This is a genomic window from Enterococcus sp. FSL R5-0957, from assembly GCF_038008005.1.
In the GTDB taxonomy this organism is placed as follows: Bacteria; Bacillota; Bacilli; order Lactobacillales; family Enterococcaceae; genus Enterococcus_B; species Enterococcus_B faecium.
Genome location: NZ_JBBOYG010000001.1, coordinates 93687 through 118827, shown reverse-complemented (window position 1 = coordinate 118827; position 25141 = coordinate 93687). Strand labels below are relative to the sequence as shown.

The following is a 25141-nucleotide window of genomic DNA, read 5'->3' as shown; positions in this document are numbered from 1 at the left end:
ATTGTATTTCCGACGAAAGAAAACAAAGGAGTGTAACCATAAATGACCTACAAACATCTTACCATAGACGAACTGACAATGATAGAATCATATTATCTTCAACATAATAAGCCGGTTGAAATCGCTAACCGAATGGGACGTACTATACAAACTATTTATAATGTAGTCAATAAGTTCAAGCAAGGCAAGACTGCTCTTGATTATTGGCACCAGTATAAAGAAAATAAGAAAAAATGTGGTAGAAAAGTCATTCAATTACCTGCTCATGAAGTAGATTACATTAAAGAGAAAGTCACTCTTGGTTGGACGCCTGACGTCATTATCGGGCGAAAAGAAAGGCCTGTTTCATGCGGTATGAGAACACTTTATCGTTTATTTTCTAAAGGAATATTTGATATTGACACACTACCGATGAAAGGTAAAAGAAAACCCAATGGCCATCAGGAAAAACGGGGAAAACAACAGTATCAGCGCTCAATCCATGATCGACCTGATAATTATCCTGATTTCAATTCTGAGTTTGGTCACCTTGAAGGTGATACGATCGTTGGCATTCATCATAAAAGTGCCGTCATTACTTTAGTTGAAAGATTATCTAAAGTCATTATCACGATTAAACCCAACGGCCGTAAGGCATTAGATATTGAAACTGCCCTTAATCAATGGTTTTCTCGCTTCCCTAAAAACTTCTTTAAATCTATTACGTTTGACTGTGGAAAAGAATTTTCTAACTGGAAAGCCATTAGTAACCAACATGATATTGATATATATTTTGCGGACCCTGGAACACCTTCTCAACGCCCATTAAACGAGAATTCTAACGGGATTCTGCGTCGTAATGGACTGCCGAAATCAATGGATTTTAGAGAAGTGAATCAGACATTTATTTCCAGTGTCAGCAATCAACGTAATCATATTCCAAGAAAATCATTGAATTACAGAACACCAATCGAAATATTTTTGAGCTATGTACAAGAAGCATTTTATTCTAGCTTAATTTGACAAATCATAAAAAGAGAAAGTTGACAGGGAATCCTAAAAACATTCGGCTTTTTTTATATAATCTTTTTAACTCAACAGAGATAAGTTTTGTGGAATTGTATACGCTACCTATAATTATAAAAACAGAAAAAATGTTAAAAGATTTAAAACAGTATTATCCTCTGTCTGCTTATGAAAAAAAGAAATTATTCCACTTTTTAGCAATCAACCTGTTGGCTGAACAAGCTGATTCTTTAGATATTGCTAGCAATCAGTCGCCATTTTTTTCGGATATAGGATTTTACCACTTAAAAGGAGTATTAGGAGAAAAATCCGTTATTTTTATCAATAAGACACTCTCTTGGCTTTATCTTCATGATAAATTGGATCAAAAATACTTGAAAAAAAATGAAGATGAAACAATCGAATGGTTGAATGAACGATTCATTGAAAGTTTTGAAAATCAGTTTAATCTGTTGCGAGAAGAGACGAGCCAATTGATCCGAAGAGAGTTAACCAAAATACATTTTAAACTTTTGCATTACACTATTAATAAAGCTGATGAATTTCCACTTGATGTTTCTTTTTTTAGAGAAAACTATCCAGCATTTTATTGCTATTTGATAGAGTATATAAATGATCTAACGTCAAAACGCAAAGAGTTGCTTCAAGATAAATTTTTTCTTTTTTTCAGTTATTTATTATTATTGATCAATCACATACCCGTTCAACTGATTTCTGAACCAGTAAAGATCATCATCGATTTTTCTTATGGTGCTGCCTATAATCAATTTATCAAGAAAAATTTAAGCTTGTACATTAATCTGAACACGGAAGTGATAGAGGCAGGAAAGCCTGAGTTCCCGGATGTTATAATCACGAATAGGAATAATCTATATGAAGAAAGTGCATCTCAAGTAGTGGTTTGGCTCGATCCGCCAAGAGCAGTAGACTGGGGGAATCTTACAAAGATTTTGTTGACTATTCAAGAAGAGAAATACAAAGACAGCAAAATTGACAAGCAAATAGACGATTTTCCTGAAGAAATCATCGACAGGATCGAATAGTGAACTTCTTTTAGAAAGTCCGACTGCTTTTTCTAAATCTTAATTGTCAAATTAAGTTAGACAAATCATCAATACTTACGTAACTCAAAAATACTTCCAAAGGTGTTCGATAATCCAGTGATTTTCTAGGAATATTATTTCGTTTAGATGTGACAGATTGAATAAAAGATTCATCTACTGAATTGAAATCCATAGATTTCAATAAACCATCTCTACGTAACAATCCGTTAGAATTCTCGTTTAGGCCTCTTTGAGACGGTGTTCCTGGATCAGCGAAATAAATGGCAATATCATTGGCATTACTGATTTGTTTCCAATTTGAAAATTCCTTTCCACAATCAAAAGTGATGGATTTGAATAGATTTTTCGGTACAGATTCAAACCAATGATTTAATTTTTTTTCAATATCAATCGCTTGTCTACCACACGGTTTCAATGTAATGATAACTTTTGATAATCGTTCAACTAAGGTAATTACAGCACTTTTATGTTTCAGACCTACGATAGTGTCACCTTCAAGGTGACCAAACTCATTTGAGAATTGGCTATAATCTTTTTCACGTTCATGAATAGAGCGGCGGAAAGCTTGTTTTCCACGCCTTTCTTGATGTCCATTCGGTTTACGCTTGCCTTTCATCGGTAAGTCAGAAGGATTAAATAGCCCCTTTTTGAACATACGATAAATGGTACGAGCAGAACAACGAATAGGAAACGCTGCACGACCAACAATCACATCGGGTGTCCATCCTTGAACAACCTTTCTTTGAATATATTCTGATTGTTCCTCGGGTAAAACAAGCGGGCGTCTACCACAGTTTGATTTGTTTTTCTTATACTGTTGATAGTATTCTAAGGCTGATTTTCCTTGCTTGAAGAATAGGTATACTTTATGGATCGTTTGTCTTGAACGATTCAAGCAATGCGCAGTTTTCGCAACAGATTGATTTATTTTGAAATAAGACTCTATCATTACAAGTTCATCCGTTGTAAGATGGGTATAGGTCATTTGTACTCACTCCTTATAATTCTTTGGTCAGAACTATTTTGAGTGTAGCACAAATGGCTTTTTTAGTTGTCTAGCTTAATTTTACAATCGGCGATTCAAGAAAATCCCCCTCGACCTTCAATGTATTTCTGATAGTTATCTTATCGTTTCCTCCAGCTTCAGCGATGGCCCCATAATCACTATCGTTGACTTTTACATCAGCTGTTGATGTGACATTCGATGGAAGTCGCGTGACAGCGACAGCATTTTCTTGAAAAAAAGTACCTGTTGAAGAAGTAAACCCCCAATTTACTTCTGTAGAACCAAACTGCCTAATGAGATCAGGTATAATCCGAGAAGAGCGACCGACACCTTCCAAATCATAAGTAAGACTTCTTTGCTCCGCGTCCCATTTAATTATTAACAAGCGCCATGTGCCATTAGAAAGAAATGTAGGAGCTACCGTCACGCCAGTATGCTCTCCAGAATAATTATTATTATTTGGTTTAGGCGTGACAAAAGCGACATGTCCATGCCCTCTATTATCAGCAGTTATCTCTCGATCCATTCGATCAGAAGAACCACTATTTTTATACGTATCAAACTCAATCGATAGCGCATTCGCAATGTAAGGTTGGCCAGAACGAGTAGAATATGAGCCAATTCCCATACCTGGCGATCCAATAACTTGACTGGGATTACTAGCCATTCTAGGATCGCCAGTCAATGTAAAGGTCATGCCATCTCCCGCTCTATCTCGTTGATTTCCTAAGTATAAATAAGATTTAAATGTAAAATCCGAGAGTAAACTAATCTTCTTATTTGACCAAATAGCACCTCTTTGAGACCTTTCTGCTGGGTTCAACTGCAGTAACTTCCCATTTTCCAATATGGACGTGCTAGTACCGATAGGTGTTTGAAAAATTTTATCGATAGAAATAATATTGGGATCGTCAGGCAGCTCAACCGCAGAAATTGGTGCATCTTCCAGTCCTTGTTTGTCCGAACCCTCAGCTTCTACGTTGTCAGTGGTCTCTCCACTACTCGAAATACTTAAATCCTCACTGCTTTCTTGTGTCTGGTTGGATTCTATTAAACTGTCGAATGTCGAAGTGAGTTTGCTTTCTTCGTCTCTTCTATTTCCATGCTCCAACTGATTCAATTCCAAAGAGTACCCTATGATCGGAAAGATATTAGTCACTAAGAGACTGCTTAAAATGAGCACGATCCTCCTCTTTTTCAATATATCTTTTCCTCCTGATCGTTAAATTCCTAGATGAACTATTCGTATCCAAACAAATTTAGCCTAGCCTTTGACAATTTTTGCTCGATTACCTCGCAAGACAATATGACTACGTATTTATTTTTAACAGTTCTTTTCAGTAAACTAGTTGTTAGGTGTATCTTCTAATGTCCAAACTAATTTAGTGGAATATTGTTGCGCTAACTTGACAGATTTACCGGGTACCGAAAGCTGTACCGCATCTTGATTTTCATTTTCATTTGCACCAAATCGATAGACCCAAGTCCCCACACCTGTTCCTGATTTAGCATTAATTGCTAACGTATTGTTTCCTCCCGGTGTCAACGTTAATTCAGAATTCACCGTTTGCGGCGTATATGTTGGATCAACCAAAGAAACAGCCTGCCCTTTCGTAAATTTCAGCTGTGCTCCAACTAGTTCATCCCCACTGGCAGTTTTAAACTGTTCTGGTTGAGAGACACTTAATTTCCACCCAGATAAGGTACCTCTCCTATCTGTCACTTGGACATATGTCGGTTTTCTAGACCCATCGTTCATCACATCAGCAGCTGCATAATACGTTTTATCCGCAGTAGAAATTTTTTGAGTCCCAAATTTGAATTTTGATCCATAATCAATCGATAATGCCCCTCCTGTTCCAGGGCTTGGAGGATCTGATGGATCGACAAGTTTATTGGGATCAGGATTCTCTGGATCAACAGGAGGAGTTACACCCTCATCTCCTGCTTCAAATGTAATCGTTCCTTCTGTGTTATATTCCTTTGGGTATACTTCAGTTGCAGAAACAAAAGTCGTACTTGCTACCATGCTGAATAACATCGTTGTTGCTGTTAATACGATTTCTTTTTTCATCATTGACATTCCTCTTTCTTTATTTACTAAACATATCAATCGATTGGATTAATCCATAGCAAAATTCTGTTTTACGATACTTATGGAATAAAAGAACATAGACCTATATTTGGTCCTATGTATCGATTAGTTATAAATGATTATCAGCCCGATTTGATTTCTAGTTTTTATTGCAACTTGATGCAAACACAATCTAGAAATACAGCTGTCATAGCCTTTAAAATAATTCGTAAGTCCCCCTCCTATCTATCAAAATGTGACTTGACTGCCTAGACTTCAATCAATATTAATTATAATTAAATAAAAAATGTATATTATATTTTTTTTTGTGATTATCGTTCAAAAAAAGAATAAACGCTTGCATCTAGTACTCTGCGAGTTACAAATCATCCGATCGAATAAACATTCGCTGATTATTTTCCACAAAAAAAGCAGCATATCCACGATAAATGGATCTACTGCTCTTACTTATCCTTATGTTTTACAAGGTATTTTCTTTTACACATTACTAATGCTGTCTCAATACGGAACGATTGTCATCGCCTGTTCAAATTCCTCTTGCAAATGTTGTGTTTGATAGGCTTGAAAGACCGGATGATGGGCTCGTAAGAGTACACGTAATTTCATAGGATCATAGCTGTCTAACAACTGTTCTTTCAAGACAAAATCTCGGGTCAGCTGCCATTCATAATAATAACCAAAAGGTCTGCAGCTGTAAATCGTGTGACCGATGGATTTATCTTCAAAGCGACGATGCGTATGACCAAAAACTACTTGTTTGATATTTGAGTAATGGTCTAGTAATTTTCCGAATGATTCTGATCCTAAAAACGCATTTAATTTGTTCCAACGCTCATAAGGAGCAGATTGATACACGATAAATGTCCGTTTAGGAACGAAATGAGTGGATAAAATCACCTCAAGGTTTTTTGGTTCCAGCTGGTCTCGCAAATTTTTTGCAGCTGCAAGCATTTCTGCATTGATCTCGAGATCTGTTCTTCCACGCTGGATGAACCGGTCATACCAATACAAACGTTTCATTCGTACGATTGCATCATAATCTTTCAATTCAGAAAACTGATAGTCGTACCAGCCATTCATCCCTAAAAGAACGGTCTGCTCATTTAAAGCAATATACCGTTCATTTAAAAAATGTGGGTCTGGAAAATGGTCCATCATCTGTTCATTGGGCACATCTGCCAACTCGTGATTGCCGAAATGAAATGTCGTAGATAATCCTTTATTGGCGAAAAATTCGACAACAGCTAGGCAACGGTCTACTTTATTAGCCGTATCTCCGGCTAGATGAAGCCGAGTGATTTTGTACTTTTGCAAAACTTGCCAAAGCTGCATTAGCTCTGGTTCGCCGAATTTATTGATGTCCACATGTAGGTCGCTGATGATTGCCAAATTTCCCATTTTATCCCTCTAGTCTTTTCGAACAACTTGCAAGTTGCCTTTTCTCAAGCCGCTTGGTCCTTTTAATTGTAAACTATTATAAGTTGGTTCTAAAGCAAGTGTGGATGGATCATCCATGTAAAGTATCGCACTGTCTTTGATTTTGATTGGCCCAACAGGTGTATCAGCCACTACAGAATAAAGACTTAGATCTGTTTGTGTATCTTTTTTGACAATGATCAATCGAAATGCCGTATCCAATTGGCAACTGACTTGGCTTTCTGCAAATGGACCGTCACCGTTTTCGATATCTAATAAAAGTTGATCGTCTGCTTCTAATTTATTCTTCAATACTTCTTGTGCTTCTTTTGTCACTTCTAATTTCATCTGTATCACCTCATGTCATAGAATAATCACTTTATTCATCAGATGCAACTAATTTGTCTGGTTCTGACTGTTCTCAATTTATTGGAAAGTAAGTCATTCGTTTATTATGATTTCTCTTATCACAAAAGAGACAACTTTCCCTTTTCTTCGTTCAGTTTCTTGAACGGAAAAAGACCCAAAAAGCAACCTGTTATTTGTTTAACCTTATTCCTTTCTTAAATAACAAAAAATACTATAAAAAATAAAAAACCTTTAACAACTATTGGAAAAAGAATTACTTTTTGTTCACGGATTATTAACAATTCTTCGGTAGAGTAAACTTATCAAAAAAAGACTTCTTTGGAGGAAGCACTATGAAGGAATATATATAAAACATCTATTTTATCGAAGAAACACAAAATATCGAGGGTTCTTATATTGAAGTAAAAACACTCTTTGTCAATGAAGATAAAACCAAAGCATTGGATATTTATAAAAAATTAGCTTCAAAAAAAGCGAATAGTTTTGGATTGATATTAAGCGAGTATAAAATCAAAGCAGAAGAAAGTTATTTCTATCAATTATTAAAACGGTGGAGTAAGCTTCCTGCCGATTTTTATCGAAAAATGCAAATCATCAATTATCAACCACTTGCTGAGACACATGCCTAAATAGAGGTTGTGAAATCAGTGCTTTGAGCTAATACCGAAGTTCAGCTGATTGAACATTGTTTAGAAGAGATTGTGACAACTACGATTTGCTTTAAGTAATAAGAACGCTGGACAGAAAATAGCTTCTCATATTTTCTAGTCTAGTGGACTTATTGCCGAGAAGCAGCAGATGGAACATCGTTTAAAGAAGAGATCGGTACAAAATAAAAATATCTAAATTTAAGTTTTATCTAAGTTTCGCTTTGTACCTTTGATTCAAATCAAAGGAGGCGATCTTGATGCTGAAAAAATGGATCACACTATTTTTTGCCACTCCCCATTCTAGAATCAACCCGTATGATGTAGAGAATGAATTCACGTTGAAAAAAGATTTCCCAAATAAATAAAAACCATCCGTAAAATCATCAATACGATTTTATGGATGGTTTTTGACAACTTCTTTGAGGATAGGCTCTTGCTATTTAAGAATGTAAGAAACATTATTGTTACATAGTATGAGAGTTTAATCCTCTGTTATTTATGCTATTTAAATGCTTGATTCACATCTTCGATCATCAGTTTCATTGATTCTAAACCGCCCCCGCTTAAATACCAGACATCTGGTTCAAGGGAGATGATCTGCTGATTTTTACCAGCATTCGTTTGTGCTACCAGTTCATTGGCAGAAATATCATCTTTGCTGTCGTCTCCACCAATAGCTTTTGTTCTGTCTACTACAAATAAGATATCCGGATTTTTTTCCAGCACATATTCATAAGAAACACTTTGACCGTGAGTGGATGCTTCGATTTGATCATCTGCTTGTTCAAAGCCAAATAAATCATGGACGAAACCGAATCTAGAACCAGATCCGTAGGCTGATAATTGCCCTTCATTCACAAGTGTGACTAGTGCTTTTTTGTCAGTAGCTTCTGCTTTCTTTTTCGTCTGATCGATTGCACTAGATAATTCCTCTAATTGAGTTTTAGCTTCTTCTTGCTTACCAAAGATCTCCCCTAAAGCAGTGACATTTTGCTGGAAAGATTCCCATGGATTTTTCGCATCTAAAGAAAGGAAAATGGTCGGAGCAATTTGACTTAGATCTTTTTGAAAATCTCTTTGCCGGCCAGAAATGATGATCAGGTCTGGCTGAAGCTGATTGATTTTTTCTAAGTCTGGTTCTTTGATCCCACCTGCTGATTCCACTTTTTTATAGGAGGAAAGATACTCAGGAAGGCTGCTCGTAGCTGCTCCAACTACCTTATCTCCAACACCAAGAGCATCCATCGTATCTAAAGAACCATTGTCGAATACGACGACTTTTTCAGGATTCTTTGGCACCTCGATTTGATCGCCATTACTGTCTTTTATCGTTAATGCCGTTTCAGCTTGCGTACTGCTTTTCTTTGTATCTGCTTGACTGGTGTTGTTGCTATTTCCACATGCTGCTAAACCAAATGATGCTAGAATCAAGATACCTACTACTAATTTTTTCATCTCTTCTCTCCTAATGTTAGTTTTAGAAATAAAGACAGAATCTGCGGCCTTCAATCTCACAAATCCGTATGTCCATTTCGTATAATTCATCCAATACATCTTTTTTTATCATTTCTTGGGTCGTTCCTTGCGTAAATAACTGTCCATCTTTCATTGCAACAATTTCGTCTGCATAACTTGCAGCAAAGTTGATATCATGAAGAACGATAACAATTGTTTTCCCGATTTCTTGTACTAATTTTTTTAAGATCTGCATGATTTGAACCGCAAAATTCATATCTAGATTGTTCAAAGGTTCATCCAGTAAAATATAATCCGTGTCTTGCGCTAGTACCATTGCAATATACGCACGTTGGAGTTGACCGCCTGAAAGAGTGTCAATCGATTGATCCGCTATTTCTTCTAACCCAAGGTGTTCCAGTGATTCCTGAACGATTTCCTCGTCTTTTGTCGTCAATTTTCCTTTCGTATAAGGAAATCGTCCAAATTCTACTAATTCTTTCACGGTGATTTGGACATTTATTTCATTCGATTGTCGTAGGATCGATAATTTTTTGGCTAATTCATTGGATTTCCAAGCCTTTACTTCGTTATGGTCTAAATAGATTTCACCTGTATCTTTTGGTATCAAACGACTGATCATCGACAACACCGTTGACTTTCCAGCACCATTTGGACCGATAAAAGCAGTCAACTTCTTTTCAGGAATCGTTAACTGTACATCTTTAACCACTGATTTTCCATGGTACAGTTTATTGACCTTTTGTAAATCAATCATAGGATACTCTTCCTTTCGCGAATCAATTTTGTGACAAAATAAATTCCTCCGACAAATTCAACGACGACACTCACTGTTGTATTCCAGCCGAAAATCTGCTCTACTGCGAGCTGTCCTCCTGTCAGAAACAGCATAGCTACCAGAAAGCTTCCGATAAATAGCTGACCATGACGATAAGTAGAAAAGACACGATAACTGATATTTGCGACAATAAACCCTAAAAAAGTAACTGGACCCACAAGAGCCGTTGATGTCCCTGTCAAAAGACTGACACAACATAAAATCAAAAATTCAAAACGATCTGTGTCTATCCCGAGGTTTACTGCTTGTTCATTTCCGAGATGGAAAACGTCTAGCACATGTCGATATCGAAATAACAGGTACCAGCAGCCGATAATGATCAAAGAAGCAGGCAAAAGATACTGACTCTGGATATTGCCAAAGCTTGCAAATAATCTGCCTTGAAGCAAATCATATTCATTCGGATCCATGATGACTTGTAAAAAGGTACTGACACTACCAAAAAGCGTACCTAAAATCATCCCTGACATCAGTAATAAAAAAAGATTCGCTCTCATTTTTTTCAAAAGAAAGAAAAATAACAACAGACTCAGCCCGACCATCAGCCCAACGTTCAATAAGAAAAAACCTGTACCTGTCTGCTGAAGCATCGTCACTCCTCCGATAAAGAAGAAAAGGACCGTTTGGACAAGGACATATAACGACTCAAGTCCCAATACTGAAGGAGTCAAAAACTGGTTATGCGTAATTGTCTGAAAGCTGATTGTGGCACTGCTGACAGCTAGCGAGACAAGGATAAATGCAAAAATTTTCTTACTCCTCAATGCCCATGCAAAATGCCAGTTTCCATATGTATGGATCGTCAAGTACATTCCTGTAACAAATAAAACAAGAACAAGCATACCAATAAAAATAGATGGCTTTTTTTTAAGCATATCGTCGCCCCCTTATCAGAAGATAAAGGAAGATAGCCCCACCGATGATTCCAACGATCACACTGACTGGTATTTCATAAGGAAAAATCAACACGCGAGCGACAAGATCGCAAAATACTAAGAACAAACTACCTGCTAAAGCAGTTACGCCAATTGTTTTGTGTACTTGATCTCCATATATTCTAGAGACAAGATTCGGAATGATCACTCCGATAAAAGGAATGCTTCCTACCATGATCAACATGACTGCACTAGCCAATGATACTAAGCCAATGCCTAAAAACTGCATCTTCTGGTAATCTATTCCCAAATTTACTGCAAACGATTCGCCCAGACCAATGATCGTAAATCGGTAAGCAAATAGCCAAACCAAGAGCAACAATGGAACAACAGCATACAATAACTCATAATTTCCTCGTATCACAGTCGCAAAATTCCCTTGAAGCCATGAAGTCATATTTTGTACCAATTGGAATTGATAAGCAAAAAAAGTAGCAACTGAACCAATGATATTCCCTAACATGACTCCAATCAACGGAAGCATCAATTGATTTTTCTGGGGGAACAATCGCGTAAGGGATAAAAAAAGCAATGTTCCTGCAAAAGCAAAGCAAAATGCTGTCAAGGATCGGACAATCAAGGATGCACCAGGTAGGAAAATCATAGCCACTAAAATACCTAAACGCGCACTATCCATCGTGCCCGCAGTCGTTGGTGAAACAAATTTATTTTGGGTCAAATGTTGCATGATCAGCCCACAAATACTACTGGTCGCTCCCACAAGGATCAAACAAATCGTTCGTGGCAAACGAGTCGCTAGCAAGGTTTGTAAGCTTTGCCCATCTAACTGGAGCAGTTCTGACAATTGTACATTCGATACTCCGATGAACAATGAAATACTACTTAAAATAACTAATAATGCTACTAGTCGTCCGTAGCGCATCCAATCCACCTTTCTAATTGAGAATGATTTTCATTCTTATTTTAAGTGAATCGTTGAACAAAAGCAACCGCTTTTTCATATGTTTTAGGTATTATTGGGAATATGCTATAATCGTAAGAAAGACAAAGAGAAGAAGGAGGGTATTTTTTATGGCACAAGATGATGTAAAAAGCCATTTGGATAAGGGACTTTATGGTACACCTTTAGTGAACCCTGAAGAACAGCATAAATATTTAGGGACATTCAGGGAACGCTGCTATCTTAGTATGACTGTTGCTGAAATGATCCAACCAAAAAACAAAGAAAATTTTTTAAAAGAACTCAAAAAACATCCAGATGCTTCCATACTCTTGAATGGGGCTCTACCCCTTTCTGTCCAAAACCAATATATCCAGCTAGCAACGAAAAACAATAGCCGTTTCACTGTAGTCAACGATTACGTCACTGCAAATCCTGAGGAATTCGGATTGCTCTTAACAGCAAAAGAAGCAGTAAATGAACCTGTGATTGATATCGAAAAAAAATACCCAGAAGAAAACTCTTCGCCAGCTGAAAAAGAAAAACCAAAAAAGAAAAAAAGCTTCTGGGATCGTTTATTTTAAAACGCCGATTGTAAAATTAAGCTAGACAACTAAAAAAGTCATTTGTGCTACACTCAAAATAGTTCCGTCCAAAGAATTATAAGGAGTGAGTACAAATGACCTATACCCATCTTACAACGGATGAACTTGTAATGATAGAGTCTTATTTCAAAATAAATCAATCTGTTGCGAAAACTGCGCATTGCTTGAATCGTTCAAGACAAACGATCCATAAAGTATACCTGTTCTTCAAGCAAGGAAAATCAGCCTTAGAGTACTATCAACAGTATAAGAAAAACAAATCAAACTGTGGTAGACGCCCGCTTGTTTTACCTGAGGAACAATCAGAATATATTCAAAGAAAGGTTGTTCAAGGATGGACACCCGATGTGATTGTTGGTCGTGCAGCGTTTCCTATTCGTTGTTCTGCTCGTACCATTTATCGTATGTTCAAAAAGGGGCTATTTAATCCTTCTGACTTACCGATGAAAGGCAAGCGTAAACCAAATGGACATCAAGAAAGACGTGGAAAACAAGCTTTCCGTCGCTCTATTCATGAACGTGAAAAAGATTATAGCCAATTCTCAAATGAGTTTGGTCACCTTGAAGGTGACACTATCGTAGGTTTGAAACATAAAAGTGCTGTAATTACCTTAGTTGAGCGATTATCAAAAGTTATCATCACATTGAAACCGTGTGGTAGACAAGCGATTGATATTGAAAACAAATTAAATCATTGGTTTGAATCTGTACCGAAAAATCTATTCAAATCCATCACTTTTGATTGTGGAAAGGAATTTTCAAATTGGAAACAGATCAGTAATGCCAATGATATTGCCATTTATTTCGCTGATCCAGGAACGCCGTCTCAAAGAGGCCTAAACGAGAATTCTAACGGATTGTTACGTAGAGATGGTTTATTGAAATCTATGGATTTCAATTCAGTAGATGAATCTTTTATTCAATCTGTCGCATCGAAACGAAATAATATTCCTAGAAAATCACTGAATTATCGAACACCTTTGGAAGTATTTTTGAGTTACGTAAGTATTGATGATTTGTCTAACTTAATTTGACAATTAAGAAAACGAAAAAACACATAAATTTTTACATGCAAAAAAAGCTTTTGATCAGATTGACATCAAATAGGACAATCTGTCAAAAGCTTTTTCTTTTAAAATACTTCAGGATATAACAATTTCAATACATTCATCGTCAATCTTCTGCCTTTTCCTGCAAAAGGATAAACATGCATATGCATCGCTGGATTGAAATTTGCTTCGATGACCCCATATGCTTTTTTATCAGTTGTAGGATCGATTTCTTTATCTGGTATAATCAAATCGATACCACTGATCTTAGCTCCTAGTGCTTCTACCGCAGAAACGGCGATTTTTTTGTAAGCTTCAGAAAATTCATCAGTCATATCGATCGAATCACCGCCCGTACTGATATTTGAGTTCTCCCTTAGATAAACAATTTGATTGGCTTGGGGAACTGATTCGATCGTTAACCCTTGTTCTTTCAACATCAATTGTTCTAATTCACCTAATTGGATCAATTCTAAAGGTGCACGATGATTCGTTCCACGCAAAGGGTCACTATTTTTTTCTTCAACTAGTTCTTTCACTGTTCGGATACCGTCACCAATAACATTAGCAGGGACTCGCAACATGATGGCTTGGACTTCTCCGTCGATCACAAAGAAACGATATTCCGTTCCCGGCATAAATTCTTCTACTAAAACCGAACTGTCTTCACAAAAAGCAATGGCTAAACCTGCTTGATAATCTTCCAGACTAGCTCCTTCTTTGAAAATCGTGATACCTAACCCGTAATTGGTTGATTTAGGTTTGATCACAAATGCCTGATCGGCAAATCTCGGATAAGCTTTTACCGCTTCTTCCATGGATGAAAATTCTGCGCCTCCTGGTACCCGGAACCCAGCTTCTTTTAAGACTTTTTTCGTTACTGTTTTGTTTTCCATGATAAGTGGGACGATATAGCTGTCCTTACTTGTCATGTTTGCATTTTTCACATATTCTACATGGTCTTGGAATTGCAGACGCAAAAATTGATCCGACTCATCTAATACTTTGACTTGGACACCTTTTTGGATGGCATCGAACATAAATATCTGAGTAGAAAGTTCCATTTCGCGAAAACCGGCCAACTGATAGGGACGTTCATGGCTTTCCTTATAATATTGATGTCCCAATGCCACAGCAACTTCTTGCTGACTCGATAGCTGTGCTTCTTGATAGAGTTTCGCTGCTAACGTTTGTTCAGGATGATCCATTTGAGTCAATGCTTCCTCTACTAAATAAAGAGAATCCAACCAATCCAATTCAACCAGCATTTGCTTCATCCCTTCAAGAATTTCTCTACCTTCTTGATGAAATTCTGTTTGATCTGATGGTTGTTCTAGTGCTACTTTGTTATTTCGAGTCGTACCTTCTGCTACCCATTGGTCACTGTCTTCTTTTTCTTCTGTCCATAACATGTACATCAGGAATAATTGTAAAAACCGAACTTGCTCTGGATTGATTCCCAGCCTTGCATAAGGGTTCAGATCGATATTCCGCAATTCAATATAACGAACACCTGTTGTTGCTAAATCTGCGACTTTCTTTCCGCCTCGGAAACGAAGCGGTGTATAAAATTCTTTCTCCTCCGAAAGTTTCCCTTCTTCGATCATTCGCTCGATATCTGCTAAATACTGTTTCATAGAAGCATAGGAAACTTTCACATTTGGATGATTCGTATAGCCCAGCGCACTGTTGCGAATACTGCGAACAGGTTCTTGCGGATGTGATTCATCTAAAAAATAGTTCTTCTCACTCATTGGTGAAGCACCGAATAAATAAGTAATCATCCAGCGATAGCGCATAAAGTTTCTCGCTGTTTTCAAATAAAGTTCTGTTTTGAATTCGGAAAAATCTTGAAATTCTTCCTGATGGCTGAACAATGTTCTTAGCAACTCATCGCCAAATTCAAAATTGAAATGGATACCGCTTACCATCTGTTTTCGCTTCCCGTATTCTTTTGCTAAATAACGTCGATACAAGACATCTTCGAAATTTTTTAATTTTGCAATAATGATCTCTTCGTCTTTTTCCGGTAAGGCAGGTGGCATACTTAATGGCCAGATCATCTCTTCTTTCGGTATAGAACGAGCAGTCACATCATAAACAGCAGCGAGATACTGAAATAATTCGGGAATAGAATCGGTAACAGGGGTGATCATCTCTGTTTGTGTTTCGCTAAAATCTGTTTGGATATAGGGGTGATAGGATCGATCGCCAAAGATTGCTGGATGATCGGTTTTTGCTAGATTTCCTGCAAGATCAACCCGCTGTCCTTCCCGTTCTATACCAAATCGAGCTTGGTCGATAAAAGGGCGCGCATTGACATGCAATAATAATTGCTTAAAATTCATCATTAAGTGACCTCCAATTCATATGAATCTAATTATAATCAAAAAGTCTAAGAAAAAGAACGAAATTGTTTGAGAACCGCTTACAAATAAGTATAAAAATGAAGGCATCAAAAACACAGCTATGTTAAAAACAATCATTCAAACAAGGAGCTGCAACTTTTGTCACAGCTCCTGCTTTTTAGACATGGGTTATTCTTCTTTTAGTAATCCTTTGAACAATCCAACGACAAAATCATTTGGATCAAACGGCTCCAAGTCATCGATTCCTTCACCAAGACCGACCAATTTCACTGGTAAATGCAATTCATTACGGATAGCAAGTACGATACCGCCCTTTGCTGTACCATCTAATTTTGTCAAAACAAGACCGGTCACATCTGTTGTTTCTTTGAATTGTTTTGCTTGAACCATCGCGTTTTGACCAGTTGTTGCATCTAATACAAGAAGTGTTTCTTGGGGTGCTTCTGGTAATTCCCGCTGGATTACTCGTTTTATTTTTTCTAATTCGTTCATCAAGTTCACTTTATTTTGCAGTCGGCCTGCAGTATCAACTAGTAAAACATCTGCCTGCTCTGTCTTTGCTCTTTCCAAAGCATCGAATACGACAGCTGCTGGATCGCCGCCTGCATTGCCACGAACAACTTCAACACCAGCGCGTTCGCCCCAGACAACTAACTGGTCGATTGCTCCAGCGCGGAAGGTATCTGCTGCTGCCATCAATACTTTTTTACCTTCGTTTTTGAACTGATGGGCAAGTTTACCAATACTTGTTGTTTTCCCTACACCATTAACACCGACAAACAAAATAACTGTTAGTCCGTCTTCTTGGATATTTAGTTCATTTACTTCATTGATTCCTTCCGCTTCATAGAGATCCACAAGTTTCTCGATGATCGCATTTTGGACTTCTGCCGATTTTTTCGCATTTCTGAGTTTCACTTCTTGACGTAATGCTTCGGTGATTCGTATCGCTGTTTCAAAACCTACATCTGCACCGATAAGTGTTTCTTCTAATTCTTCAAAAAAGTCTTCATCGACTGTTCGAAAATTGGCAAACAACTCATTCATCCGTTCACCAAATGTTTTACGCGTCTTTTCTAAACCCTTGTCGTACTTCTCCTGTACTTCAACTTCTTCTGTTTTCTCTTCGCCAGTAAAAGCACGCTTGATTTTATCAAAAAATCCCATTTGACTCCCCCTACTCTAATACAAATTTTTGGATCACTTTGGCTACGCCATTTTCTTCATTGCTGGCTGTCACGAAATCTGCTGCTTCTTTGACGAAAGGCACAGCATTCTCCATCGCTACGCCTAGTCCAGCATATTGGATCATCGGTAAATCATTTTCCTCATCACCGATCGCCATGATTTCTTCTTGTTTCAATCCAAGATCTTTTGCCAATAAAGAAATACCATAAGCTTTTGTAACACCTTTTGGCATAAATTCCAAAAGCATACTTCTTGTTTTGATGATCTCATACATTTCATGGAATTCTGCTGGTATTTCTTTGATTTTAGGATCTAATTCTTCTTGGTCATAAGCGATTACTGCCTTATTAAGCACAAATTCATCTGTAATATCGCTTATATCCGCTGGTTGGAATTGCAGCAGCTTATTCAACACATTGTACAAGGATTGCTTCCTTGGGGCACTAGGCAGCTGTAAAACCACATTGTCAGACAAAACATCTAGTGGCAGATCCAATTGCTGAGCCAATTTGTATAAGCGTTGGATATCTGATACTTCCATCACTTTCTTTTCCATGATTTCACCAGTATCATTTTTTTGTACCAAACCGCCATTGAAAGTGATGCTGTAGTCACCTTCATCTACCAGTCCTAATTCTTGCAGATAATGCGCCATCGCAGCTAAGGGGCGTCCTGTACATAGAACGATCTTGACCCCTTGCTGTTTTGCTTGTGCTAATGCTTGTTTATTCTCATCTGAAATCAGCTTTTGTTCATTTAATAATGTACCGTCCAAATCAATTGCTACTAATTTGATCATTTTCGTTCCTACACTTTCGTTTCGTTGATTTTCGCTTCTTCATTGATATCTTCCATCCGTACAGAAACGATTTTTGATACACCGGATTCTTGCATCGTCACTCCGTACAGTACATCTGCTGCAACCATCGTTCCTTTGCGGTGTGTGACTACGATAAATTGTGTGTCATCTTGGAAGTCGCTTAAGTAACGACCAAAACGTTTCACATTTGCTTCATCTAACGCTGCTTCTACCTCATCTAAGATACAAAACGGAACAGGACAGACACGGATAATAGAAAAGAGTAGCGCAATGGCTGTAAGTGCTCGTTCTCCTCCGGAAAGCAAACTTAAACTTTGTAGTTTCTTGCCAGGAGGTTGTACTTCAATCTCAATACCTGTTTTCAGCAGATCAGTTGGTTCTGTCAGTACTAATTCAGCTTTTCCGCCGCCAAACATATTTGGAAAGACAATTTTGAATTCTTGACGGATAGCTTCAAATACTTCTTTGAATCTTGTCCGCACTTCATCATCCATCTCATCCATCGTTTCAAACAATTGGTTTTTCGCTGCTAACAGATCATCTCGCTGTGTTGCTAAGAATGTATGTCTTTCACTGACTTGTTCGTATTGTTCGATTGAATTTAAGTTTACTGGTCCCAGTTTTTCAATCTGTTCTTTTAAGGAGGCAACCTTTGTTCTACTGTCTTCGATATCGGTTGTTTCTTGATAGTCTTGGGAAGCTTTCTCAAATGTCAGCTGATATTCTGACTGCAGATAGGTCAAATGATTATCTAAAATCATTTCAGCTCGGTCTTTTTGGACTTCTAATTTGGATTGTTCCGACAGTCGCGCTTTTTGCTCACGATTACGCTCTGCCAAGACTGCTTCAAGCTCATCGATCTCCCTTTGCCTTCTATCTCGCTGCTCTTTGGCTTTTGCCAACTCGGCTTTTAATGTTTCTCGCTGAGCAGATAATTCGTTAATTTGTTTTTCCAAACTTTCTTCTGTGACTTCATGATCAGAAAAGTCTGCTGTCAATGTCGACAACTGCTTTTCTATCGCTTCTTGACGTTCGGTTGCCTCTGCTTTTTGGACTCGGGCACCGCGGAGCTGGATCTGCAGATGATTAAACTGCTCTTTCAAGACAGCAAGATCTGCTTGTTCTTGTGCTTTTTGACTTTGTACTTGTGCTCTTCTGGCTTCCATCTGGTCGCTTTCTTGACTTAACGATTTGATTTCTTCGTCGATTTTTTGTCGTTGCGATTCAAGATCTGTTTGTTTGTCTTTCAATTCGTTCGTTTGCTTTTCGTAATCTTCGATAAACTGCTGCAGTTCACGTGTCTCAAAAGTTGAGATTTGCTTTTCTTTTTCAAAACGTTCAAGTTCATTTATGATGTTTTGTAGCTGATTTGTCGCTTCTTGTTCTTCAAAACGTAATTGTTCGCCTCGTGTACGCAAAACTTCTTGTTCTTCGGCTAAACGAGCTGTTTCTTGTTGCAGCTCCTGAACTTTTTTTTCTTGTGCTTGGAGTTGTTTATCTGCTTCTTCAAATTCACTAGTCAACTGTTTCAATTCTTTATTTTGTACAAACAAACTGCCTTGGTTTCCTCGTTTATTCGCTCCACCTGTCATGGATCCTCCGGCATTCATCACATCACCTTCTAAGGAAACCACTCGATATTGATAGCGGATCGTTTGCGCGATTGCATTGGCACTAGTTAAGTCTTTGGCTAAAAGGATCGTTCCTAGCAGGTTTTGAACCACAGTTTGGATTTGATCGGGATAACTGACTTGTTCACTGGCAATCCCTATAAACCCTTCTACAGCTGCTGCTTGTGTCAATATATGAGCCGGTAATTGTCTTGGTTTGATTGTCGTCAGTGGAAGGAATGTTGCTATTCCTCCTCTTTGCTGTTTCAAATACGTGATGGCTTGCCGAGCATCTTTTTCATTTTCAACGATGACATGCTGGGCTGCCCCACCTAAAGCTGTTTCGATAGCTAACGTGAAATCTGCAGGAACATCGATCAGTTCAGCCACTGCTCCGACAATACCCGAAAGCTGCTGTTTATGCTGCAAGACCAATCGAACCCCTTGGTAAAAACCAAAATAGTTTTCTTGGATTTCTTGAAGGCTTTTCTGACGAGCACGCAGCTGCTGGACTTGATTCATCAATTGATACATTTTAGGCTGTTCTTTTGCTAATGCTTCTTGGAACTTTTTCCCGTTTTGTTGGATCATTTCTAACTTCTCTTTTGTTTCAGTTAAAGATGATTTTAGCTGCGCCTGCTTTTGTGTCAATTCTTCTTTTTGTAAGATCAATCGGTCTACTGATGCTTCTACTTCCGATTGCTTGGCTAACGTCTGCTTACTTTTTGCTGTTTCTTGTACATATTGACGTTCTAGATACTTCAGTTCGTTTCCTACAGCTGCTTGTTCTTGCATCAAATCAACATATTGATCTCTTAGTTCTGCCAGTAATTCTTTCGTTGATTTTTGGTATTTTTCTAATTCTTGCTGTGTTTTTATGAGATTTGCTTCAGCTTTTTGGATCTCTGTTTCTTTTTCTGCTGCTTCTTTCATCAAGCTTTCTTGAAGCTTTTCAAAATGTTTAACCTTTTTTTGTGCTTCTGCTAATGAAGTTTGATATTCTTGCGAGCTTTTTTGTGTATGCTTTGTCCGCTCCTGCAAAACATCTTTTTGTCCTTCTGTCTGCTTCAGTTTTTCCGAAAGATCTAATAATACTTGCTGATTTTTTTCGATCAGACGGTCGGCTTGCACATTTTCTTTACGCTGCTTCGCCAAAATGGATTCTTGTTCTTGGATCGACTCAGATAGTTTGCCTAATTCGAGATTGAATTTCGCAAGCTGTGCTTGTTTGTTGTCCCAATCTTTTTTTGCTGTCTTGATTTCAGCAACCATCAAAGAAACATCGGTTTGAGTCAGTGTTTTTTTTAGCCGTAAAAACTCCTTTGCTGCCTCACTCTGGGCGGCCAAAGGAGTTAACTGTTCTTCCAATTCATAGATGATGTCTTGGACGCGGCTGAGGTTGTCTTCTGTTTCAAAAAGCTTTTGTTCTGCTTTCTTTTTCCGCTGTTTGTATTTCAACACACCAGCTGCTTCTTCAAAGATCCCACGACGGTCTTCCGGTTTACTACTGAAAATCGCTTCTACTTTTCCTTGAGAAATGATTGAGAATGATTCTTTTCCTAATCCAGAATCTAAGAACAATTCTTGGATATCTTTTAATCTGCAGCTTTGTTTATTGATGAAAAACTCGCTTTCCCCAGTCCGTCGATAACGGCGGGTTACACTGATCTCATTGTACTCCAATGGCAGATAATGATCACTATTGTCTAAAATCACTGTGACTTCTGCAATATTCAGCTGCTTACGGGTATCGGAACCGGCAAAGATGATATCCGGCATTTTTCCGCCCCGCAGACTTTTAGCAGATTGTTCTCCTAATACCCAGCGGATAGCTTCTGTAATATTGCTTTTTCCACTGCCATTTGGTCCAACCACTGCTGTGACGCTATTTTCAAAATCAATGACTGTCTTGTCTGCAAATGATTTAAAACCGGCTATTTCAATTCGTTTCAAATACAAAGCTTTCCCTCACTTACTTTTACAGTGCTGCCAATGCATTTTCCGCCGCAGCTTGTTCTGCTAATTTTTTCGATTTTCCTTGTCCAGTGCCAATCAATTGATCATCTACATAAACTTCGATCCAAAATACTCGTTCATGAGCTGGACCTTCTTCATTGATCAATCGGTATTCGATTGATACATCACCTGATTTTTGCAAGACTTCTTGTAGTTTTGTTTTATGATCCATCTCATGTGAAAAAGCACCTGCTTTGACTTTAGGAAAAATCACTTTTTCGATGAATGCATGGGTCGTGTCGAATCCCTGGTCAAGATATAACGCGCCTAAAAAAGCTTCAAATAGGTCGCAAAGCAATGCTGGTCGCGTACGTCCTCCTGAATTCTCTTCTCCCTTGCCCAACAAAACATATTGATCAAAGTGACATTCTTTGGCAAATTTCGACAAGCTGTCTTCGCGAACGATCGCAGCTCGTGTTTTTGTCAATTTTCCTTCTGGCAAATGAGGATATAAACGGAATAAATACTGAGAAACCATCAGTTCTAAAACGGCATCTCCTAAAAATTCAAGTCGCTCATTATCCGATAATTGCAGATTGCGATGCTCATTCACATAGGATGAATGGGTAAAAGCTTGTTCAAGCAAATTTAGATCGTGAAAAACAATGTTATAGTTTTCTTTTAGTTCTTTTGTCAGCTGGTTGTCCATTTTCCACATTCCTTTTATGGATATTTTTTCGATACTTCCTTATTATACTGGTTTTTTGTCAAATTTGAAATGGTTCGGTCAAAAGGTAAGTAAAGCTTTAATAATCCTAGTGATTGACGAAAAGTTGTGAAAAATTCGTTTAGTTTCGAGTATGAAGAAAAAATTTTGTGAAAATGGCTTTCCATATTTTTGCATAAATTTGACTTAATACCGAGAAACTGGACTTTGTACACCGTTTATTGGAAAAGTCATGGAAACAGCGCCTTGACCTGAATATTAGAGAAATAAACAGAAAAATATTAAAAAACCGAAAAAGGACATCGTCCTTTTTCGGTCATTTTTAGTGATTATGAACGTGAATCTGCTGTAACAGAAACATTTGCCCATGGGTTTGGTACATCATAAGACCAATCCCAGTCTTTGACACGGTCGTTGACTGGCAATACTTCATTACGGAACAACGTTGGAATCGCAAATGCTTCTTCAAACGCATATTGTTGCCATTTTTGATATGCTTCTTTTTGGTACTCTTCATCAAATGCTTTGCTTGAACTGATATCGTTGATCAATTTTGTATTTTCTTCTGATTCATAACGAGTGTAGTTGAACGCAGCATTTGGTCCCCATAGTCCACTTGGATTTGGATCAGTTCCTGTATTCCAAGCAGCTTGGTAAACATCGATTTCAGGATCATCGTTTTCTAATTTATCATAGAAAGAGTTGAATTCGATCAGACGACCTGTTGTGTATTGGACATCCAAACCAATTTCTTTCCATTGTTGGATATAGTAATCTGCCAATGGTTGCGCTGTTTCCCCACCGGACATCGAAGCAAAGTTGATTGTTAGTTTATTTCCATCTTTGTCTTCTCTTAAACCATCGTCATCCACATCTTTGTAGCCAGCATCATCTAATAGTTTTTTCGCTTTGTCTAGATCTTGTGTGAATCCTTTCATCTCATCATCATGATATGACTGGAATACTGGAGGAATCAATGAAGTCGCATTGCTTCTCAAACCTGCATAGAAACGTTCACCTACTGCATCATTATCTAGTGCATAGCCCATTGCTTGACGTAATGATTTATCAGCCATTTTTGAATCTGGATTGTATTCCACACTCTTTGTATCTGCATTCCATTTACCTAACTTGAATCCTAGATAAGTATAAGAAGTTTGTTCACGGCCTAAGTTTGTATAGCCAGCAATTTCTTTATAGGTATCGTAAGTATCTGTTGGCATTTGGAAAATCATATCATATAATTTAGAGTTCAATGCTTCAGTTGCACTTGCAATCGGTACAGATTTCATCGTGATCTTTTTCAATTTAGGCGTACCATTCCAGTAGTGCTCGTTTGGCAAGTATTCTACTGATTCTCCTGCAACGATATTACTCATGTAATAAGGGCCAAAAGTCACTGGATTTTTACGTACTTGATCGCTTGATTCCATATCTTTGATTGCTACACCTTCTAACGTATGCTTTGGTGCTGCATACGACCAGATACCACCACCCGATTGAAGCATGCTTGGGTTTACTTCTTTATATTCGATTTCAACTGTTTTGTCGTCTATTTTTTTGATTCCGGAGATTGTGTCGGCACTTCCATCATGATATTCTTCCATACCTACGATGTTACGGAAAGTGTCGTCATAACGGATACCAGTGTAGTCTTTATTCCCAATGATTTCGTAAGGGAAAATCACATCGTCCGCCGTTACATCTTCACCATCTGACCATTTGACGTTGTCTTTTACTTTAATTGTCGCTTTTTTCGTATCTTCATCTAGATCAAGCGTTGCAGCTCCGTCGTCTGTGATTCTGAAATCGGCATCGTTTGCAAATAGCGGTTCATGAGAAGGAGCCATAAAAGCTGCATCATATGAATCTTGGTAAAACTCCCACTGGAACAATCCTTTAAACTGACTGTCCGTTGCGACCGCAGCTTCTAATTCGCCGTCTTCGATTGCATCATCATTATTTTTTGTTGCAATTGGAAAAGTTAATTCCTCTTTGTTATTGCCGTTGCCTCCAGAGTTGTTTCCAGAGGTATCTGTACCTCCGCCCCCGCATGCTGCAAGAACGACAGCAGACATCAGCGTTGCAAATCCAAAAATTGTTTTCTTCATTCCTATTTCCCCCTTCGCTTCTATACTAGCCTAACCGTTGGCGCGCATCTGCAGAACGCTTGAATGCTTGTCCAACATAATTGATACTCAACATCAAAACTAAAATAAGGATTGATGCGGGTAACCAGATCCATTGCCGATTCACTAAGACTTCTCCGTTACTTGCATAACCGATCAATGTACCTAAACTAGGTACATTTGCCGGCAAGCCGAAACCTAAGAAAGTCAAAGTTGTCTCGATGCCGATGTTTGCCGCAAAGTTCATCGTCAAATTAGTAATGATTAATGAACTTAGATTCGGCATGATTTCGCGGAACATGATTTTAAAATCATTGGTTCCCATTGTTTTTGAGGCACTGACATAATCTCTTCTTGCTTCAGATAATGTCTTGCTTCGGAATAATCGGGCTTTAGCTACCCAATAAAATGCACTCATGATGAAAATAAAGGACCAGACATTGTATCTGGAAATAATCGATACGAAGACGATAATGATCAGCATGATCGGTAGAATCATGATAAAATCAACGATCCGCATCAAGATGTTGTCAATGATCCCTCCGTAGTAGCCAGAGATGATCCCTAATCCAACCCCGATGATCGAAGTAAGGATCGTGATCGCAAATCCGATCGTAACAGAGTTTCTAGCACCTATGATCAATTGTCCTAATACATCACGTCCGCCTTCATCTGCTCCCAGAATGAACTTTTGTCCTTGCGTCGAAACTGTTCCTGGTGCAGCGTATTTGTCGAAGATACTAACATACATCACTTTGTCTTGATCGGTCAGCATCGCACCGATAAAGATCACTAATAATAAAACCACTAGCAAACCTAATGAAAAAATAGCAATTTTATCTTTTTTAAATTCTCGAGCAATCATTCGTATCCCCATAGGAGGAATACTTTCTTGAACTGCTGTATTGTTTTTTTCACTCATCGATCCATTCT

General features: G+C 38.0%; 20 protein-coding genes and 1 pseudogene. 5 read left to right on the top strand and 16 right to left on the bottom strand.

What is annotated here, in order from left to right:
- Nucleotides 1-42 precede the first annotated feature (42 nt).
- Together MKX69_RS00605 and MKX69_RS00600 are read left to right on the top strand one after the other, a co-directional pair.
- On the top strand, nt 43-1002 hold the full coding sequence (locus MKX69_RS00605) for an IS30-like element IS6770 family transposase (RefSeq protein WP_131774227.1): 960 nt from the start codon (nt 43-45) through the stop codon (nt 1000-1002).
- A gap of 89 nt (nt 1003-1091) precedes the next feature.
- Nucleotides 1092-2048 carry a hypothetical protein gene (locus tag MKX69_RS00600; RefSeq protein WP_341008289.1) on the top strand — a complete coding sequence of 319 codons (957 nt, stop codon included), beginning with the start codon at nt 1092-1094 and terminating at the stop codon, nt 2046-2048.
- Nucleotides 2049-2094: 46 nt separating this feature from the next.
- On the opposite strand, the gene MKX69_RS00595 is transcribed toward MKX69_RS00600, so the two are convergent.
- The 5 genes and pseudogenes from MKX69_RS00595 to MKX69_RS00575 all read right to left on the bottom strand — a co-directional run bounded on the left by MKX69_RS00595 (nt 2095) and on the right by MKX69_RS00575 (nt 6934).
- A complete protein-coding gene (locus tag MKX69_RS00595; RefSeq protein WP_002330482.1) occupies nt 2095-3054 on the bottom strand; it encodes an IS30 family transposase in 960 nt (319 codons plus the stop codon).
- 94 nt (nt 3055-3148) lie between these two features.
- Nucleotides 3149-4276, bottom strand: a pseudogene (locus tag MKX69_RS00590) (L-type lectin-domain containing protein); the annotation flags it as partial.
- Nucleotides 4277-4420: 144 nt separating this feature from the next.
- On the bottom strand, nt 4421-5149 hold the full coding sequence (locus tag MKX69_RS00585; RefSeq protein ID WP_341010469.1) for a WxL domain-containing protein: 729 nt from the start codon (nt 5147-5149) through the stop codon (nt 4421-4423).
- 519 nt (nt 5150-5668) lie between these two features.
- Complete coding sequence (locus MKX69_RS00580) at nt 5669-6568, bottom strand: metallophosphoesterase (RefSeq protein ID WP_341008283.1); 900 nt, start codon at nt 6566-6568, stop codon at nt 5669-5671.
- Between the two features lie 9 nt (nt 6569-6577).
- The gene (locus tag MKX69_RS00575; protein ID WP_002287910.1) at nt 6578-6934 is read right to left on the bottom strand and encodes an iron-sulfur cluster biosynthesis family protein; all 357 of its coding nucleotides are present in this window, start codon (nt 6932-6934) and stop codon (nt 6578-6580) included.
- Between the two features lie 374 nt (nt 6935-7308).
- Here MKX69_RS00575 and MKX69_RS00570 point away from each other — a divergent pair, with 374 nt between their 5' ends.
- On the top strand, nt 7309-7584 hold the full coding sequence (locus MKX69_RS00570) for a hypothetical protein (RefSeq protein WP_341010467.1): 276 nt from the start codon (nt 7309-7311) through the stop codon (nt 7582-7584).
- Nucleotides 7585-8106: 522 nt separating this feature from the next.
- On the opposite strand, the gene MKX69_RS00565 is transcribed toward MKX69_RS00570, so the two are convergent.
- The 4 genes from MKX69_RS00565 to MKX69_RS00550 are packed head-to-tail and all read right to left on the bottom strand — an operon-like array spanning nt 8107 to nt 11737.
- On the bottom strand, nt 8107-9060 hold the full coding sequence (locus MKX69_RS00565) for a siderophore ABC transporter substrate-binding protein (RefSeq protein WP_341008280.1): 954 nt from the start codon (nt 9058-9060) through the stop codon (nt 8107-8109).
- 22 nt (nt 9061-9082) lie between these two features.
- Nucleotides 9083-9838: an iron ABC transporter ATP-binding protein gene (locus MKX69_RS00560; protein ID WP_002297790.1), complete on the bottom strand. Its 756-nt coding sequence runs from the start codon at nt 9836-9838 to the stop codon at nt 9083-9085.
- Nucleotides 9835-10794, bottom strand: a complete 960-nt coding sequence (locus tag MKX69_RS00555) for an iron chelate uptake ABC transporter family permease subunit (RefSeq protein ID WP_002297789.1) — start codon at nt 10792-10794, stop codon at nt 9835-9837. Before MKX69_RS00555 ends, MKX69_RS00560 begins: the two co-directional genes overlap by 4 nt.
- On the bottom strand, nt 10787-11737 hold the full coding sequence (locus MKX69_RS00550; RefSeq protein WP_341008277.1) for an ABC transporter permease: 951 nt from the start codon (nt 11735-11737) through the stop codon (nt 10787-10789). Before MKX69_RS00550 ends, MKX69_RS00555 begins: the two co-directional genes overlap by 8 nt.
- 149 nt (nt 11738-11886) lie before the next feature.
- Here MKX69_RS00550 and MKX69_RS00545 point away from each other — a divergent pair, with 149 nt between their 5' ends.
- Nucleotides 11887-12339 (top strand): YueI family protein, encoded by a 453-nt coding sequence (locus tag MKX69_RS00545; protein ID WP_002287902.1) that lies wholly within the window; start codon nt 11887-11889, stop codon nt 12337-12339.
- Nucleotides 12340-12434: 95 nt separating this feature from the next.
- On the top strand, nt 12435-13394 hold the full coding sequence (locus MKX69_RS00540) for an IS30 family transposase (RefSeq protein WP_000222573.1): 960 nt from the start codon (nt 12435-12437) through the stop codon (nt 13392-13394).
- Nucleotides 13395-13492: 98 nt separating this feature from the next.
- On the opposite strand, the gene gshAB is transcribed toward MKX69_RS00540, so the two are convergent.
- The 7 genes from gshAB to MKX69_RS00505 all read right to left on the bottom strand — a co-directional run bounded on the left by gshAB (nt 13493) and on the right by MKX69_RS00505 (nt 25130).
- Entirely contained in the window at nt 13493-15760 is a 2268-nt protein-coding gene (gene gshAB, locus MKX69_RS00535; RefSeq protein WP_341008274.1) for a bifunctional glutamate--cysteine ligase GshA/glutathione synthetase GshB, read from the bottom strand.
- A 186-nt stretch (nt 15761-15946) separates the two neighbouring features.
- Nucleotides 15947-16945: a signal recognition particle-docking protein FtsY gene (gene ftsY, locus MKX69_RS00530; protein ID WP_002287900.1), complete on the bottom strand. Its 999-nt coding sequence runs from the start codon at nt 16943-16945 to the stop codon at nt 15947-15949.
- Between the two features lie 10 nt (nt 16946-16955).
- On the bottom strand, nt 16956-17765 hold the full coding sequence (locus tag MKX69_RS00525; protein WP_002287898.1) for a Cof-type HAD-IIB family hydrolase: 810 nt from the start codon (nt 17763-17765) through the stop codon (nt 16956-16958).
- An 8-nt stretch (nt 17766-17773) separates the two neighbouring features.
- On the bottom strand, nt 17774-21355 hold the full coding sequence (gene smc, locus MKX69_RS00520; protein WP_341008271.1) for a chromosome segregation protein SMC: 3582 nt from the start codon (nt 21353-21355) through the stop codon (nt 17774-17776).
- A gap of 19 nt (nt 21356-21374) precedes the next feature.
- Complete coding sequence (rnc, locus tag MKX69_RS00515) at nt 21375-22061, bottom strand: ribonuclease III (RefSeq protein WP_002287896.1); 687 nt, start codon at nt 22059-22061, stop codon at nt 21375-21377.
- 347 nt (nt 22062-22408) lie between these two features.
- Entirely contained in the window at nt 22409-24190 is a 1782-nt protein-coding gene (locus MKX69_RS00510) for an oligopeptide ABC transporter substrate-binding protein (RefSeq protein WP_142644591.1), read from the bottom strand.
- Between the two features lie 25 nt (nt 24191-24215).
- On the bottom strand, nt 24216-25130 hold the full coding sequence (locus MKX69_RS00505; RefSeq protein WP_002287893.1) for an ABC transporter permease: 915 nt from the start codon (nt 25128-25130) through the stop codon (nt 24216-24218).
- Between the last annotated feature and the right edge of the window lie 11 nt (nt 25131-25141).